General features: G+C 63.8%; 14 protein-coding genes. 5 read left to right on the forward strand and 9 right to left on the reverse strand.

The annotated features are described in order from the left end of the window. Positions 1-52: 52 nt before the first annotated feature. From ACYVG8_RS16785 to pdxR, 5 genes are all read right to left on the reverse strand, one after another. On the reverse strand, positions 53-622 hold the full coding sequence (locus tag ACYVG8_RS16785) for a YceI family protein (RefSeq protein ID WP_107888713.1): 570 nt from the start codon (positions 620-622) through the stop codon (positions 53-55). A gap of 27 nt (positions 623-649) precedes the next feature. After that, positions 650-1,198 carry a YceI family protein gene (locus ACYVG8_RS16790; protein ID WP_107888712.1) on the reverse strand — a complete coding sequence of 183 codons (549 nt, stop codon included), beginning with the start codon at positions 1,196-1,198 and terminating at the stop codon, positions 650-652. 18 nt (positions 1,199-1,216) lie between these two features. Beyond that, positions 1,217-1,765, reverse strand: a complete 549-nt coding sequence (locus ACYVG8_RS16795; RefSeq protein WP_107888711.1) for a cytochrome b — start codon at positions 1,763-1,765, stop codon at positions 1,217-1,219. Beyond that, the gene (locus tag ACYVG8_RS16800; RefSeq protein ID WP_107888710.1) at positions 1,762-2,217 is read right to left on the reverse strand and encodes a MarR family winged helix-turn-helix transcriptional regulator; all 456 of its coding nucleotides are present in this window, start codon (positions 2,215-2,217) and stop codon (positions 1,762-1,764) included. The genes ACYVG8_RS16795 and ACYVG8_RS16800 overlap by 4 nt, the downstream gene beginning before the upstream one ends. Positions 2,218-2,347: 130 nt before the next feature. After that, positions 2,348-3,856 carry a MocR-like pyridoxine biosynthesis transcription factor PdxR gene (pdxR, locus tag ACYVG8_RS16805; protein ID WP_107888709.1) on the reverse strand — a complete coding sequence of 503 codons (1,509 nt, stop codon included), beginning with the start codon at positions 3,854-3,856 and terminating at the stop codon, positions 2,348-2,350. Between the two features lie 216 nt (positions 3,857-4,072). Here pdxR and gabP point away from each other — a divergent pair, with 216 nt between their 5' ends. Further along, positions 4,073-5,458, forward strand: a complete 1,386-nt coding sequence (gene gabP, locus ACYVG8_RS16810) for a GABA permease (RefSeq protein WP_028497859.1) — start codon at positions 4,073-4,075, stop codon at positions 5,456-5,458. Positions 5,459-5,561: 103 nt separating this feature from the next. On the opposite strand, the gene dapD is transcribed toward gabP, so the two are convergent. Both dapD and dapC read right to left on the reverse strand, forming a co-directional pair. Next, on the reverse strand, positions 5,562-6,383 hold the full coding sequence (gene dapD / locus ACYVG8_RS16815; RefSeq protein ID WP_028497858.1) for a 2,3,4,5-tetrahydropyridine-2,6-dicarboxylate N-succinyltransferase: 822 nt from the start codon (positions 6,381-6,383) through the stop codon (positions 5,562-5,564). 42 nt (positions 6,384-6,425) lie between these two features. Continuing rightward, positions 6,426-7,628, reverse strand: a complete 1,203-nt coding sequence (gene dapC, locus ACYVG8_RS16820) for a succinyldiaminopimelate transaminase (RefSeq protein WP_460746372.1) — start codon at positions 7,626-7,628, stop codon at positions 6,426-6,428. 223 nt (positions 7,629-7,851) lie between these two features. Here dapC and ACYVG8_RS16825 point away from each other — a divergent pair, with 223 nt between their 5' ends. Beyond that, positions 7,852-8,772, forward strand: coding sequence for a DMT family transporter (locus tag ACYVG8_RS16825; RefSeq protein WP_051528617.1), 921 nt, complete (start codon positions 7,852-7,854; stop codon positions 8,770-8,772). Positions 8,773-8,913: 141 nt separating this feature from the next. After that, the gene (locus tag ACYVG8_RS16830; protein ID WP_281660106.1) at positions 8,914-10,797 is read left to right on the forward strand and encodes a methyl-accepting chemotaxis protein; all 1,884 of its coding nucleotides are present in this window, start codon (positions 8,914-8,916) and stop codon (positions 10,795-10,797) included. A 66-nt stretch (positions 10,798-10,863) separates the two neighbouring features. On the opposite strand, the gene ACYVG8_RS16835 is transcribed toward ACYVG8_RS16830, so the two are convergent. Both ACYVG8_RS16835 and ACYVG8_RS16840 read right to left on the reverse strand, forming a co-directional pair. After that, positions 10,864-11,655 (reverse strand): ParA family protein, encoded by a 792-nt coding sequence (locus ACYVG8_RS16835; RefSeq protein ID WP_199489707.1) that lies wholly within the window; start codon positions 11,653-11,655, stop codon positions 10,864-10,866. Positions 11,656-11,724: 69 nt separating this feature from the next. After that, the gene (locus ACYVG8_RS16840) at positions 11,725-12,195 is read right to left on the reverse strand and encodes a surface-adhesin E family protein (protein WP_460746373.1); all 471 of its coding nucleotides are present in this window, start codon (positions 12,193-12,195) and stop codon (positions 11,725-11,727) included. 107 nt (positions 12,196-12,302) lie between these two features. On the opposite strand from ACYVG8_RS16840, the gene recQ reads away from it, so the two are divergent. Together recQ and argJ are read left to right on the forward strand one after the other, a co-directional pair. Then, positions 12,303-14,129: a DNA helicase RecQ gene (gene recQ, locus ACYVG8_RS16845; protein WP_028497854.1), complete on the forward strand. Its 1,827-nt coding sequence runs from the start codon at positions 12,303-12,305 to the stop codon at positions 14,127-14,129. Between the two features lie 96 nt (positions 14,130-14,225). Continuing rightward, a complete protein-coding gene (argJ, locus tag ACYVG8_RS16850) occupies positions 14,226-15,443 on the forward strand; it encodes a bifunctional glutamate N-acetyltransferase/amino-acid acetyltransferase ArgJ (RefSeq protein ID WP_112691876.1) in 1,218 nt (405 codons plus the stop codon). The last annotated feature ends 270 nt before the right edge of the window (positions 15,444-15,713 follow it).

A 15,713-nucleotide genomic window follows, 5' to 3' on the forward strand; every position in this document is an offset into this window, starting at 1 on the left:
CCGCGACCGCAGGCCCGGCGCGCGGTGGCGCGCCGGGCCTGCGGATCAGCGCTTACTGGGCGTCGATGGCTTCGATGGAAACCACGAGCTTCACGTCGTCGCTGATGGCCGGCACATAGGTCTTCATGCCGAATTCGCTGCGCTTGATGACCGTTTCGGCGTCGGCGCCATAGGTGTCCTTGCCGATCATCGGGTGCTTGCCATGATGGAAGCGGGTCACTTTCAGCGTCACCGGCCTGGTCACGCCGAGCAGGGTCAGGTTGCCCTTGACCGCCGTCAGCTTGTCACCGCTGAACTGCAGGCTGGTCGACTTGAAGGTGATGGACGGGAATTTCTCGGCATTGAAGAAATCCGGGCCCTTCAGGTGTTCGTCGCGCTTGGCGTTCAGCGTCTGCAGCGAGCTGCTGTCGATGGTGATGTCCACTTCACCCTTCCTGGTCTTGGCATCGAGCACGACCTTGCCGTCAGTCTTGGCGAAGGTGCCGCGCTGGGTCGAGAAGCCCATGTGGCTGACTTCATACGTGGCATAGGTGTGGGTCGGGTCGATGGCGTAGGTGACCGGGGCGGCGAAGGCCGAGGCGGCCAGTGCGCTCAGGGCGGAAGCGATCAGCAGTTTTTTCATGTGGTTTTCTCCTGGGATGAACGGGTTTTACTTGGGCAGGGCGACGCGGAACTTGATCTGGACGTCATTGGCCACCGTGTCGGTGTCGCGCCAGGATCCTTCGCCGATATTGAAATCGAGCCGGCGGATGGTCAGCGCGCCGTCGGCAATGCGCAGCGGGCCTTCCTCGCGCAGCGTCAGCGGCGCCGACGCGTCGCGGGTGATGCCCTTGATGGTCAGCTTGCCGTCAGCCTGGTAGCGGCCACCACCCAGCGACTTGATCTGGGTGGAGACGAAGCGAGCGGTCGGAAAGCCGGCGGCGTTGAACCATTCCTTCTTGCGGGCTTCGCCGGTCGCTTCCTTGCTTGGCAGATGCAGGCTGTTGATGTCGAGCGTCAGGTCGACATGGCCGGCCTCGGGTCTGGCCGGGTCGAAAGTGATATCGCCCTTGAAGGCGCTGAACTGGCCTTCGACCGGCACATTGAACTGCTTGAACACAAAGCCGATGCGGCTCTTGTTGCTGACCGGGGCTTGCGCCTGGGTCAGCGGGGCGACCAGCGCGACGGCGACGACAAGCGGTAACAGGGTACGGCGCATGGGGTTCTCCAGAGAGGGTCAGCGGGGACGACGACAGGCCGGCAGCATGCGCGACAGGATGTCGTCCCGATCGATCAGGTGATGCTTCAGGGCGGCGGCGACATGGGCGACCAGCAGCGCGATCAGGCCATAGCTGAGTGCGGAATGGACATCGGCCAGGGTGTCGCCCAGCGCTTCGTCCGGTGCCACCAGGTCCGGCAGCGGGAACAGGCCGAGATAGACCACCGGGAAGCCCTTGGCGGCACTCATCGCCCAGCCCGACAGCGGGATGGCAAACATCAGTACATACAGCAGCAGGTGCATCGCATGCGCGGCGCCGGTCTGCCAGGCCGGCAGCGTGGCCGGCAGTGCCGGCGGCCGGGCGTACATCCGCCACAGCAGGCGCACGGCAGCCAGGCCGAGCACGGTGATGCCGACCCATTTGTGCCAGTTGATCAGCTTGATCTTCAGCGGCGACAGCGACATTTCGCCCATCGACAGGCCGACGCCGATCGCGCCGATAATCAGCAGTGCCATCAGCCAGTGCAGGGCAATGGACAGGCCGTGGTAGCGGGGGGACGTATTCATGATGCGGTTTTCCGTGCGGTATCGAGGCCGGTGCGCAGGCGGGCCAGCATGTGCTGGATCTGCTCGAGCTCCGTCTCGCTGAAGGTATCGAACAGCTTTTGCATATGGTCGAGATGAGCCGGGAACACCCGGGCAAACAGCGCTTCGCCTTCCGCTGTCAGCGCAATGAACACGCTGCGGCGGTCCTCGTCCGGTATGCGACGGCTGACCAGCCCCTTGTCGATCAGCCGGTCGACCACGCCGGTCAGCGTGCCCTTGGTGATCAGGGTTTTCTCGCTCAGCAGCTTGCAGCTCATGCCGCTGGTGTTGCCGAGCGTGGCAATGACGTCGAATTGCGGCGGCGTCAGTCCCAGTTCGCGGATATGGTTGCCGGACAGCTGCTCGAACACCTGGTAGGTGCGGGCGAGCTCGCGAATCACGGGGAGGAAACGGTGTGCGGGTGTGGCGGTCATGCGTGGACTTCCAGTGGCACTCGGGAGTGCATGGCGGGAATTTAGTTCGTGTTAGGACTAAATGCAAGAGAAATGACGGAACAGGTGTCAACCGACTATGCCCATTCCATCTTAGTGAAGTCTGAGCGATTCAGCCCGGCGCATCGGCAATGCAGCCTGCCAGCGTGGCGAAATGGCGACTGATCTCGTCCTCGTCGACATGGGAATAGCCGAGCAGCAGGCCGGAGGCGCTGCTGGCCGGCGCGCGGTAATAGCGGCTCAGTGCCCGGGTGATGATGCCGTGTCCGAGCGCATCCCGGGCGATGGCCCGGTCGTCCCGGCCGGGCAGGCCGAGCACCAGATGCAGGCCGGCCGATCCGTCATGGATCGGCAGCGAATCGCCAAAGCCGGTTGCGATGGCCGACAGCAGCGCCTCGCGCCGTGCCGCATACAGATTGCGCATGCGGCGGATATGCGACACGAAATGGCCGTCGACGATAAAGTCGGCCAGTACCGCCTGGGTCAGCGACTGACCGCCGCGATAGACCTCGGACAGGCCAACGCGGAAAGCATCGACCAGCGGGGCCGGCACCACCATGTATGACAGCCGAAGTCCCGGAAACATCACCTTCGAGAAGGTGCCAAGGTACAGCACCCGCCCGTCGGTATCGAGGCCCTGCAGCGAGGGCAGCGGCGGGCGGCCATAGCGGAACTCGCTGTCGTAGTCGTCCTCGACGATCCAGGCGCCATGATGGCTGGCGTAGGCCAGCAACTGGCGCCGGCGCGCCAGACTCATGACCGAGCCGAGCGGGTACTGGTGGGACGGGGACACGAAGACCAGGCGCGGCCGGCCCTCGCCGCGGTCGACATCCAGCCCCTCGTCGTCGACCGGCACCGGCACGGTCTCGATACCGTTGGCGCGCCAGACGCTGTGCACGCCCCAGTAACCGGGGTCCTCGACCCAGGCGCGGGCGCCGGGATCACACAGCATCAGGCCGATCAGCTGCAAGGCGGTATGGGTACCGCTGGTAATGACGATCTGCTCCGGATCGCAGAGAACGCCGCGTGATGAGCGCAGATAGTCGGCCAGTGCGGCGCGCAGCGGTGGATAACCCAGGCCGACGCCATAACTGAGCAGGTCCGGTGGCGGCCGGCGCCAGTGCCGGTTCTGCAGCCGCATCCAGGTCCGGGCCGGGAACGCCCGCACTTCCGGTACCCCCGGCATGAAGGCGCCCCACTGGCGCTCGCCGGCACCGGCCCGGGCCATCAGTGCCGCGCCGCGCTGCGACACGCCGGATGCATGACGGGAGGCGGGGACCGGTGCGGTTTCCCGCGTCGCGGCCGGGTGAGGAATGCGGTCGGGCCGGGTATCCGACACGAAGGTGCCGCGGCCGACGCCCGCGCTGACATAGCCTTCGGCGGCCAGTCGCTCGTAAACATGGATCACGGTATTGCGGGCAATGCCCAGTTCGGCCGCCAGCTGTCGCGATGACGGCAGGCGCAGGCCATGCGGCAATTCCTCACCGAGAATGGCGTCGCGCAGCAGGCGATAAAGTTGCTGATTGTCCGACTCGGCGCTGCCCGGCAGGAAGCGAAGCTGGATCAGGTCGACCAGCATCGACGGGCTGCGCGTGCTGGCGGGCTTGGGGCGTTTGGTCATGGTGACAAGGACTTGCTGCCGGATTGGCTCCAGCAAAAAAACAGGATTGGCTCTCATTCTACAGCCAATTGCTGCTTAAACTGAGCTTAAGTGCAATTAGTTCATTTGCATAAAAAAGCAAGAAAAAAGTAAAGCCGCGCGTCGACGAGTCGCCGCGGACCATACAAAGCGCGCCCCGCCGCAGGGTGGCGGCGCAGAGAAAGAGGAAAATCCGCCATGTCCACTTCCGCCGGGCTGAGCCACGGGCTCAAGCCGCGTCACGTCACCATGTTGTCCATTGCCGGCGTGATTGGCGCCGGTCTGTTCGTCGGCTCCGGTCACGCCATCGCCGAAGCCGGTCCCGCCGTCATCCTCGCCTATGCCTTCGCCGGGCTGCTGGTCGTGCTGGTCATGCGCATGCTCGGGGAAATGGCGGTGGCCGATCCCGATACCGGCTCGTTCTCCACCTATGCCGACCGCGCCATCGGCCACTGGGCCGGCTATATCATCGGCTGGCTGTACTGGTGGTTCTGGGTGCTGGTCATTCCGCTCGAGGCCAATGCCGCCGCTACCATCCTGCATGCGTGGTTCGAAGGCGTGCCGATGTGGTCGTTCGCCCTGGCCATCACCTTCCTGCTGACCCTGACCAATCTGTTCAGCGTCAAGAATTACGGCGAGTTCGAGTTCTGGTTCGCCCTGATCAAGGTGATTGCCATCGTCGCCTTCCTGGCGCTCGGCGCGGCCGCCATCTTCGGCTTCATTCCCGGCAGCGGCGTCAGCGGCGTGTCGCGGCTGTTCGACAGCGGCGGTTTCATGCCCAACGGCTTCGGCGCGGTGATCGGCGCCATGCTGACCAGCATGTTCACCTTCCTCGGTACCGAAATCGTCACCATTGCCGCCGCCGAGTCGAAAGACCCGGAAAAGCAGATCGTCCGCGCCACCCGCTCGGTCATCTGGCGGATCAGCCTGTTCTACTTCGGTTCGATCTTCATCGTCATCGCGCTGGTGGCCTGGAACGACCCGCAACTGCCGCTGGTCGGCTCCTACCAGCGCACGCTGGAACTGGTCGGCATCCCGAACGCCAAGGCCATCGTCGACGTCATCGTGCTGGTGTCGGTCGCCAGTTGCCTGAACTCGGCGCTGTATACCGCATCGCGCATGCTGTACTCGCTGTCGGTGCGTCGTGACGCGTTCACCATTTTCAAGCGCACCGCCGCCAACGGCACGCCGCAGATGGCCGTGATCGGCTCGATGGTGGTCGGCTTTGGCGCCGTGATCGCCAACTACCTGGTACCGGAAGAAGTGTTCGCCTTCCTGCTGGCGACCTCGGGCGCGATTGCGCTGCTGGTCTACCTGGTCATTGCCGTGTCGCAACTGCGGATGCGCAAGCAACTGCTGGCGCGCGGCAAGCCGCTGACGCTGCGCATGTGGTGCTATCCGTGGCTGACCTGGGGCGTGATCCTGTTCATCTGCGGTGTGCTGGTGATGATGCTGATTCGTCCGGAGCACCGGATCGAGGTATTCGGCACCGCGCTGCTGACCATGGTGGTGATGGCGATCGGCTGGTTCCGCTCGCGGGTGCTGGGCACACCGTGGATGGGGGCGGTGGCGCCGGCGCACTGACGCCCCGTAGCGTGGCGGTCGCTCCACCTGGCCGCGTTCACACAAAAAATGCCGCCCCCCTGATCAGGGGGGCGGCATTGTCATATTGCTGTCGCGGCCGGGCTCAGATCCCGCGCAGCAGCTCGTTGATGCTGGTCTTGGCACGCGTCTTGGCATCGACCTTCTTCACGATCACGGCGCAGTACAGGCTGTACTTGCCATCGGCCGACGGCAGGTTGCCCGACACCACCACCGAGCCGGCCGGCACGCGGCCATAGCTGACTTCGCCGGTTTCGCGATCATAGATCTTGGTGCTCTGGCCGATATACACCCCCATCGAGATGACCGAACCTTCTTCGACGATCACGCCCTCGACGATTTCCGAGCGGGCGCCGATAAAGCAGTTGTCGCCGATGATGGTCGGATTGGCCTGCAGCGGTTCGAGTACGCCGCCGATGCCGACACCGCCGGACAGGTGGACGTTCTTGCCGATCTGCGCGCAGCTGCCGACCGTGGCCCAGGTATCAACCATGGTGCCTTCGTCGACATAGGCGCCGATATTCACATAGCTCGGCATCAGCACAGTATTGCGGGCGATGAACGAGCCCTTGCGCGCGACCGCACCCGGTACCACGCGGAAACCGGCAGCCTGGAAGCGTGCCGCATCCCAGTCGGCAAACTTGGTATCGACCTTGTCGAAGAAGCGGTTCACGCCATCGTCGGACACGGCGTTGTCGCGGATGCGGAACGACAGCAGCACCGCCTTCTTCAGCCATTGATGGGTGATCCACTCGCCGTCGAGCTTCTCTGCCACGCGCAGCGTGCCGGCATCCAGTTCGGCGATGACCGCGTCGACGGCGGCTTTCACTTCGGCGGTGACGGTGGCGGGAGAGATGTCGGCGCGGCGTTCAAACGCTTCTTCGATCAGGGCTTGATTCGGATTCATGGGGCAGGCCTTTTCAATCGGATGGCAAAAGGGGTCGAAAATTCAATTAGTGGCAGTATGCACGCAATCGACGATGCGCCATGCTGCCTCGACGCAGGCATCGAGCGGCGCGACCAGCGCAATGCGGACATAGCCGGCGCCGGGATTGATGCCGTGCGCGTGGCGGGCCAGGAACGAGCCCGGCAGCACGGTGACGTGGTAGCGCGCATACAGCTCGCGGGCGAAAGCCGTGTCGCTGCCACCGGGCACTTTTGCCCACAGGTAGAAACCGGCATCGGGCCGGCGCGTGTCGAGCACGCGACTGATGATCGGCGTGACGGCAGTGAACTTCTCCGCATAGCGCGCGCGGTTGTCGTCGACATGGGCTTCGTCGTTCCAGGCCGCGCGGCTGGCCAGTTGCACTGCCGGGCTCATGGCGCTGCCGTGGTAGGTGCGGTACAGCAGGAAACCCCTGAGGATGACGCTGTCGCCGGCGACGAAGCCGGAGCGCAGCCCGGGGGCGTTCGAGCGCTTGGACAGACTGGTAAACATGACCAGCCGGCGGAAGTCGGTACGGCCCAGCCGGCTTGCGGCTTCCAGCCCGCCCAGCGGCGGCTGGCCGGCATGGATTTCCGAGTAGCACTCGTCGGAAGCGATGACAAAACCGTAGCGGTCGGACAGGGCAAACAGTTTGCGCCAGCCGTCCAGTCCCATCACGCCGCCGGTCGGGTTGCCCGGGCTGCAGGCGAAGACCAGCTGGGTCCGGGCCCAGACCTCGGCCGGGATGCTGTCCCAGTCCGGGACGAAGCCGGTGGCAGCCGTGCAGTTCACATAGCAGGGCTCGGCACCGGCCAGCAGCGCCGCGCCTTCATAGATCTGGTAGAACGGGTTCGGCGAAATCACCACAGGCCGCTGACCGTCGGCGCGCGGTGCAATGACCGCCTGCGCAAACGAGAACAGCGCCTCGCGGCTGCCAAGCACCGGCAGCACCTGGCTGGCCGGATCGGGGCGGGCAATGCCGTAGCGGCGAACCAGCCAGTCGGCACAGGCTTCGCGCAGCGGCAGGCCGCCAAGCGTCGGCGGATACTCACCCAGACACTCGAGCGCCGCGGCCAGTGTCTCTTTGATGACCGCCGGTGTCGGGTGCTTGGGTTCGCCTATCGACAGGTTGATGGCAGAATATTCCGTATTCGGGCTCAGGTCGCCGAACAGGTCGCGCAACTTCTGGAACGGGTAAGGTTCAAGGCGCTCTAGGTGAGGATTCATCGCGGCGGATTCATTTTGTGCGACTGCAAAACACTGGATACTAAAAGCCCGCCCTGCCATCCGCCAAGCAGAAAATCCTCAGGCCGTCCGTAAATCACACCATGCCGAACGGAAGCACGCAGCGGGGTCTCCCCACCACAACGGGGAGCGATGCCGCGCCCGGCCGTTTCCCGTCTCCGTCGGACCTGCACCGATCCCCCAAAAACCGCTGGTGCCCACCGTCATGCGCAGTCTGAAAATTCTCCCCATCCTCTGTACCCTGACCACCGCGCTGGTGTGGGGGCTGCTGTGGTATCCGTTCCGTTTTCTGACCGAGCAGGGCATCTCGGCGTCGATGACATCGATGCTGGTCTACCTGCTGTGCGCCACGGTCGGCATTGCGCTGTTCTGGCGCGACTTCAAGCGCTATTTCCGCCCCGAGTTCCGCCTGCTGGTCCTGATGGTGATCTTCGGCTGGACCAATCTTGGCTACACCTGGGCCGTGACCGAAGGCCAGGTGATGCGGGTCATGCTGCTGTTCTACCTGTCACCGTTGTGGACTGCCTTCCTGTCCTGGCTGATCCTGAAGGAAACGCTGACCCGTGCCGGGCTGGCGGTGATCGGCCTGTCGCTGCTCGGCTGCGCGATCACCCTGTACCGGCCGGGCCTGTGGAGTGGCTCGGCGATGCTGTCGGAGCGCTATGAATGGTTTGCGCTGACCGCCGGCTTTGCCTACTCGCTCGGCACCGTACTGTCGCGGCGCGCACAATCGCTGGCACTGCCGGTCAAGTCGGCCTGCATCTGGCTCGGTGTGGCCGGCTTTGCTGCCGTCACGCTGACCCTGTCAGGCCGCATGGGGGAAATCCGCCTGCTGACGCCGGTCATCGGCGTGGAAATCGTGCTGATCGCCGCCTGCCTGCTGGCGACCAGCATCGTGTCGCAGCATGGCGTCAGCCTGCTGCCGGCGAACCAGGTCATGACCCTGATGCTGACCGAGCTGGTGTTCGCCGCCGTGTCGGCCTACCTGCTCGCGTCCGAGCGCATGAGCCTGCAGGAATGGATCGGGGGCGGGCTGATCATTGCCGCCAGCCTGCTGTCCGGGAAAATGCATGCCGGACCGGAAAAAGTGCGGTTGAAGCCGGAACCGCCATTGCCAACGCGCTGACGGAAAACGAATAACCCCATACAAAATATGGATTTATTCGTTATGAACATAACAGGCTCCTCCCGGCGATATGAATCACTAAATGGCTGAGAGGATCTGACATAATCCCGATCCCAATCGAATTTGCGTTGCATCAGGATCATGAAATCCATCAAGACAAAGCTGATCGTGCTGGTGGCGGTTGCCATCGTTGTCGCGACGGTCAGCGTCACGCTGGTCGCCTTTTTCAAACTGCGCGGCGATCTGCGTACCGGGCTGGAACAGCAGGTAGAGCTGGTGGCAGTCAGCCAGCGTCACTTCGTCGAGGAATGGATCGACGTGCGCAAGCAGGTGGTCGAAGCCGGCCTGCGCCACGCCACCTCGCCGGATGTGTCCTCGTCGCTGCAGTCGCTGGCGGCCGCAGGAGGCTTTACCCAGATGTTCGTCGGGGATGGGGCCAGCAAGGACATGGTCTACTCGATTCCGGGCAAGCAGAAGCCAAGCCCCGACTACGATCCGGCCAGCCGCGAGTGGTTCAAGCGCGCCCGTGCCGGCAACGACACCATCGTGACCACGCCGTACAAGCCGGCCAGTGCCGACATCAAGGAACTGGTGGTCAGCATCGCGCACCGGGTCGATGGCAGTGAAAAAGTGGTGGCCGGCGATATCGTCATCGGCCAGCTGGTCAAGTCGGTCCGTGCCGTGGCCCTGCCGGGCGACGGCTTTGCCTTCCTGATGACGCGCGAGGGCAAGCTGATTGCCTATCCGCACGAAGGCATGGAACTGAAAGACGTCGCCGAAGTGGCCGAAGGGCTGGACGCGGCGCGGATCCAGTCCCTGCTGGCCGAGCCGGGTCTGACCGACATGACGGTCGAACGCGTGCCGTCGCTGGTCAGACTGGTCGATGTGCCCGGGACCGACTGGGTGCTGGGCATGGTGATGGACCGCAGCGTGCTGACCGGACCGCTGCTCAAACTGGTCGGTGCCATGGTCGGCGCCACGCTGCTGGTGCTGCTGCTGTGCACCGGTTTTGTGACCGGCTATCTGCAGCGCCTGCTGCGTGGCCTGATCCAGGTCCGCGACGCGATGCGCGAAATCGCTGCCGGCGAGGGCGACCTGACTCGTCAGATCGACGTGCCGGGCGAAGACGAAGTGGCCGAGACCGCACAGGCATTCAACCAGTTCATCCAGCGTCTGAACGGCATGTTCCGCGAACTGCGCGACGATGCGGTGCAACTGGCCGGCGGCGTGGTATCGCTGGGTGGCGCATTCGACAAGATGGCGGGGGATTCGCGCGCGCTGGCCGATATATCCAGCGCCAACGCCGCAACCATCGAGCAGGTGTCGGTCAGCATCTCGCAGATTGCCGACGCCGCGCGCGATACCGACGCGATGGTGCATGAAACCGGTGACGCGTCGCATGAAGGGGCACTGCATATCGAGCGCATCGCCACGGATATGGACAAGACCTCGTCGGCGGTCGATGACCTGTCGACCCTGCTGTCGTCGCTGGAACAGCGCTCGCAGCAGATCAGCCAGATCACCAATGTGATCAGCGACATCGCCGACCAGACCAATCTGCTGGCACTGAACGCTGCCATCGAGGCGGCGCGTGCCGGCGAGCAGGGACGCGGTTTCGCCGTGGTGGCGGACGAAGTGCGCAAGCTGGCCGAGCGCACCGGCAAGGCGACCATCGAGATCAGCGCCATGATCGGCAGCATCATGAGTGAGACCACGCGCGCGACCGGCAATATGCAGGTCACCAGCGGGGCGGTCAGCCAGAGTGTGGCGCTGACCCGCGAAGCCAGCGACCGCATCGGCCGCATCAGCGACACCATGCGCGAGGTCGAGAGCAAGATTGAATCGATCGCGCTGTCGACCGGTGAACAGCACAAGGCCGCACTGGCCATGGCGCAGAGCACCGAGAGCATCAATCTGCGCATCGTCGACAGCGATCAGGCGCTGCAATCGGCCAAGGGGACGCTCGACACGCTGACCGGGCTGGCCGGCAGCATGCAGCAGGCGTTCAGCCGCTTCCGCCTGTAAAAGGCACTCCGGAACAAAAAACGGGAGCCGCCAGGCTCCCGTTTTTCTTTCCGGCCGTGCGTACCGTCAGCGAACTGCCGGTGCCGCAGCCAATTGCTGATACAGCGACGTAAATGCCTGGGTCAGCTTGTGACGCGGATCGAAATGGATCAGCGGCCGTGCCGCCTCGTGTGATTCGCGTACCCGGATCGAATGCTGCAAGCGGACATCCAGCACCGGCAGGCCCTCGGCAAGCAACTCGTCGACCATGCGGCCGGGCAGGGTGGCGCGCGGCTGGAACTGGTTGACGATAATGCCTTCCACCGTCAGCCCCGGATTGTGGTCGCCACGGATTTCATCGACATTGGCGAGCAACTGGTACAGCGCCTGACGTGCGAACGCATCACAGTCGAACGGAATCAGGCAGCGGTCGGCAGCGATCAGCGCCGAGCGGGTAAAGAAGTTCAGCGCCGGCGGCGTGTCGATCCAGACCTCGTCGAAATCAGCCGCCAGCTCGACCAGCAGGTCGCGCAGCTTGTACATCTTGTAGCGGGATTCGAGCTTGCCGGCGAGTTCGCCCAGCTCCGGATGCGACGCCATCAGCGTCAGGCCCGGATACGGCGTGGCATGCAGGAAATCGCGCGTCTCTTTCGAGAACAGGCTGAAGTTCAGTTGCTGGTCAAACCAGTCGAACAGCGTCGGTGAGACGGTATCGGCCCCGGTGCCGAGCAGGTAGTGAGTCAGATTGCCTTGCGGATCGAGGTCGATGACCAGTACCCGGCGTCCGGCATGTGCCGCGACCGCGGCAAGATTGGCGGCGATGGTCGATTTGCCGACGCCGCCCTTCTGATTGAAAACGACTCGCTTGATGGCCGCCATACCGCGTCCTCCGTTGAACCTGCATGAAAAACGCCCGGGGCGGACCGGGCGCGTTGACAGTAGTCGGCGTTATTTCCTGCCGCAGACGAACTGCATTTGCTGATAGCTCGCCGAGTTGGGAATGATCGCCGCCGGTTTGATCTGTTTGTCATTATACGAATAGCTGGCGATCTGGCGACCCCCGTCGTCATACAGGCGCATGGCCACCAGCCGGTAGGTCTGCGACTGGCAGTCGATCTGCCAGGTATTGATCGAACGCTTGTGCAGCGGCGTGTCGCCGAGGTTTTCCTTCTTCGGATTGAACAGCGTCTTGCGGTCGCGGAATGTGACCAGCGAACCGCGACGCTGGATCGACAGCGTGTCGATCTCGTTCATCACATTGCCGTTCGGCGTCACGCCGAGGTTTTTCCATTCGGCGTCCTGTACCGCCGTGGACGTGCCGGACTTGCCCGGCGACGAGGTGCTGCTGGACTGGGTGGCGCAGCCGGTGGCCAGCAGGCTGAGGAGGGACGCGACAATAAGCGGGCGGATAGCAGTCATGACTGAGTCGATGAAAAGGACAGAATGGTTGCAAGTTTGGCACAGCGACGGCCCCAGTGCATCGACCGGCACGGCAAAGGTGCGCGCTTTTGCTTACAATCCGGTCGGTGAACACGCCCCAGACCACCCTTTCCCACGCCAGCCAGATCCTGCGCGACGTATTTGGTTACCCGGATTTCCGCGGCCCGCAGGCCGACATCGTCTGCCACGTTGCCGAAGGACAGCATGCGCTGGTGCTGATGCCGACCGGTGGCGGCAAGTCCCTGTGCTTCCAGATTCCCGCGCTGATGCGCAGCGGACTGGCCGTCATCATCAGCCCGCTGATCGCACTGATGCAGGACCAGGTTTCCACGCTGACCGAACTTGGCGTCGCCGCGGCCTTCCTCAATTCGACCCAGGACGCCGAGCAGGCACGCACCGTGGCGCGCGCCGCGCGTGCCGGCACGCTGAAACTGCTGTACGTCGCACCGGAACGCTTGCTCAGCCCGCGCTTTCTCGACTGGATCGCGTCGATGGAAATCGGCCTGTTCGCCATTGACGAGGCGCATTGCGTCAGCCAGTGGGGACACGACTTCCGTCCGGAATACCGGGAACTCGGCGTACTGGCCGATCGCTTCCCGAATGTGCCGCGCGTTGCCCTGACCGCCACCGCCGACCCGGATACCCGCGAGGAGATCCGCCATTACCTGCGGCTGGAACAGGCGCGGGTCTTCCTGTCCAGCTTCGACCGGCCGAACCTGACCTATCACGTCATCGAAAAGCATCAGGCCAAGCAGCAGTTGCTGCGCTTTATCCAGCAGGAGCATGCCGGGCAGAGCGGCATCGTCTACTGCCTGTCGCGCAAGCGGGTGGAAGATACCGCCGCCTTCCTGCGCGAAAACGGCATCGACGCCATGCCGTATCACGCCGGCTTCGATGCACGCACCCGCGAACAGCACCAGACCCGCTTTATCCGCGAGGACAATGTGGTGATGGTCGCAACCATCGCCTTCGGCATGGGCATCGACAAGCCCGATGTCCGTTTCGTCGCCCATCTCGACCTGCCGAAAAGCCCGGAAGGTTTCTATCAGGAGTCCGGCCGCGCCGGCCGTGACGGACTGCCGGCGACCAGCTGGCTGTGCTACGGACTGAGCGATATGGTCCAGCTGCAGCAGATGATCTTCGACGGCGATGTCGACGAAACCCGCCGCAGCGTCGAACTCGGCAAGCTGGATGCGATGCTGGCCTACTGCGAAACCGCCAGTTGCCGCCGCCAGTTGCTGCTGGCCCACTTCGGCGAGCAGATCGAGCCGTGCGGCAAGTGCGACAACTGCCTGCATCCGCCTGTGACCCAGGACATGACCACCCAGGTGCAGAAGCTGCTGTCGTGCATCTATCGCGTCAGCCAGCGTGCAGCGGCCAACCATGTGATCGAGATCCTGCTCGGGCGCGAAACGGCGAACGTGATGAGCCGTGGCCACCAGCACCTGTCGACCTATGGCGTCGGCAAGGAACTGTCGCAACGCGGCTGGCGCTCGCTGGTGCGCCAGCTGGTGGCACAGGGTTATCTGCAGGTCGACGTGATGAACTACCAGGCGCTGCGCCTGACCGACAAGTGCCGGCCGGTGCTGAAAGGCCAGGAACAGGTGTGGCTGCGGCCGCTGCGGGAAGACAAGAAGACCCCGCGCAGCGGCAGCCAGGACGCCGAGCGCTGGCTGCGTACCGAACGCGAAGAACGGCTGTGGCAGGGACTGCGCAGCTGGCGCAAGCGAATGGCCGACGAACACAACGTCCCGGCCTACGCGGTGTTCTCCGATCGCACCCTGCGCGAGCTGGTCGAGCAACGGCCGCAAAGCGAAGATGGCCTGCGCCAGGTCTACGGCGTTGGCGGCAGCAAGCTGGCGCGCTATGGCGACGACCTGCTGACGGTGATCGCCGAGTTTTCCGACCAGTAGTCCCCGGCGGGCTGCATGACGAAACAACGCTGGCCGCATGACCGATAAACGCTACAATGGGTCGCTTTTCTGTAAGTCAGACCTTTTGGAGCCATCATGCCCGTCAATCTGCAGCAACCAGACCGTTCCCGGCTTTTCCCTGTTCCCGGCGTGACCCTTGCGGTCGCGGAGGCCGGTGTCAAACAGGCAAAGCGACGAGACGTGCTGGTGCTGGAGCTGGCGCCGGCATGCCGGGTGGCCGGGGTTTTCACCCGCAACCGCTTCTGTGCCGCGCCGGTGATTCTGTCCAGAGCGCACCTGGCCAGTGGCCAGCCGATCCGGGCGCTGGTCGTGAATACCGGCAATGCCAATGCCGGGACCGGTGAGGATGGCCGCCAGCGTGCCCGTGCCATCTGCGCGGCGCTGGCCGAGGAACTGGGCGTCAATGTCGAACAGGTCCTGCCGTTCTCCACTGGCGTCATCCTGGAACCGCTGCCGGCCGACCGCATCATCGCCGCCCTCCCGACACGACAGCATGCCGACTGGCTGGATGCCGCCGAGGCGATCATGACTACCGACATCATGCCGAAGGCGACCTCGCGTCAGGTCATGGTCAACGGCAAGACCGTGACCGTGACCGGCATTGCCAAGGGTGCCGGCATGATTCATCCGAACATGGCCACCATGCTGGGCTTTATCGCTACCGACGCGGATGTCGGACAACAGGCACTGCAGCAGATGGTGCGCGATGTTGCCGACCAGTCGTTCAACTGCGTCACCGTCGATGGTGACACCTCGACCAATGACAGCTTCCTGCTGATTGCCAGCGGACAGGCCGGCAATGCCACTATTGATGCGGACTCTGCAGCCGGCTACGCCGAACTGCATGATGCAGTCCGTGACGTGGCCATCGAACTGGCCCAGGCCATCGCCCGTGATGGCGAAGGCGCGACCAAGTTCATGACCGTTACCGTCGAAGGCGGTCACGACCGGGCCGAATGCAAGCAGGTCGCTTATGCCATTGCCCGCTCACCATTGGTCAAGACTGCCTTCTTCGCCTCCGACCCGAACCTGGGCCGGCTGCTGGCGGCCATTGGCTACGCCGGCATCGACGACCTCGATGTGGACCGGCTGGACCTGTATCTGGACGACGTCCTGGTCGCGACCGGCGGCGGGCGCAATCCGGCCTACAGGGAAGAAGACGGCCAGCGGGTGATGAACCAGCCGGAAATCACCGTCCGGGTGAAACTGAACCGCGGCGAGGCGTCGGCGACGGTGTGGACCTGCGACTTTTCCTATGACTACGTGCGCATCAACGCCGACTACCGCAGTTGAGGCCGAAACAAAGCCTTTTTCTCTCAATGACTTGCCGGATCGGTGACAAAAAAGCGGAAAACGGGTGTTGACGGAAGGGAGGGGCGGACGTATAGTTCGCTTCCTCGCTGCACGACGCAGCGCCGAACGAAGCAGCAAGTTGCTGATTCGGTTCGGGAAAACGCTCTTTAACAAAACAGACAACCGATAAGTGTAGGCGCTTGCTGAAAAGCAAGGCTTACACAGTCAAGGAAGAACTTTCAGAAGTTCTTTTGAGAATTGCGTCAGCCA

Source organism: Microvirgula curvata, assembly GCF_054781615.1.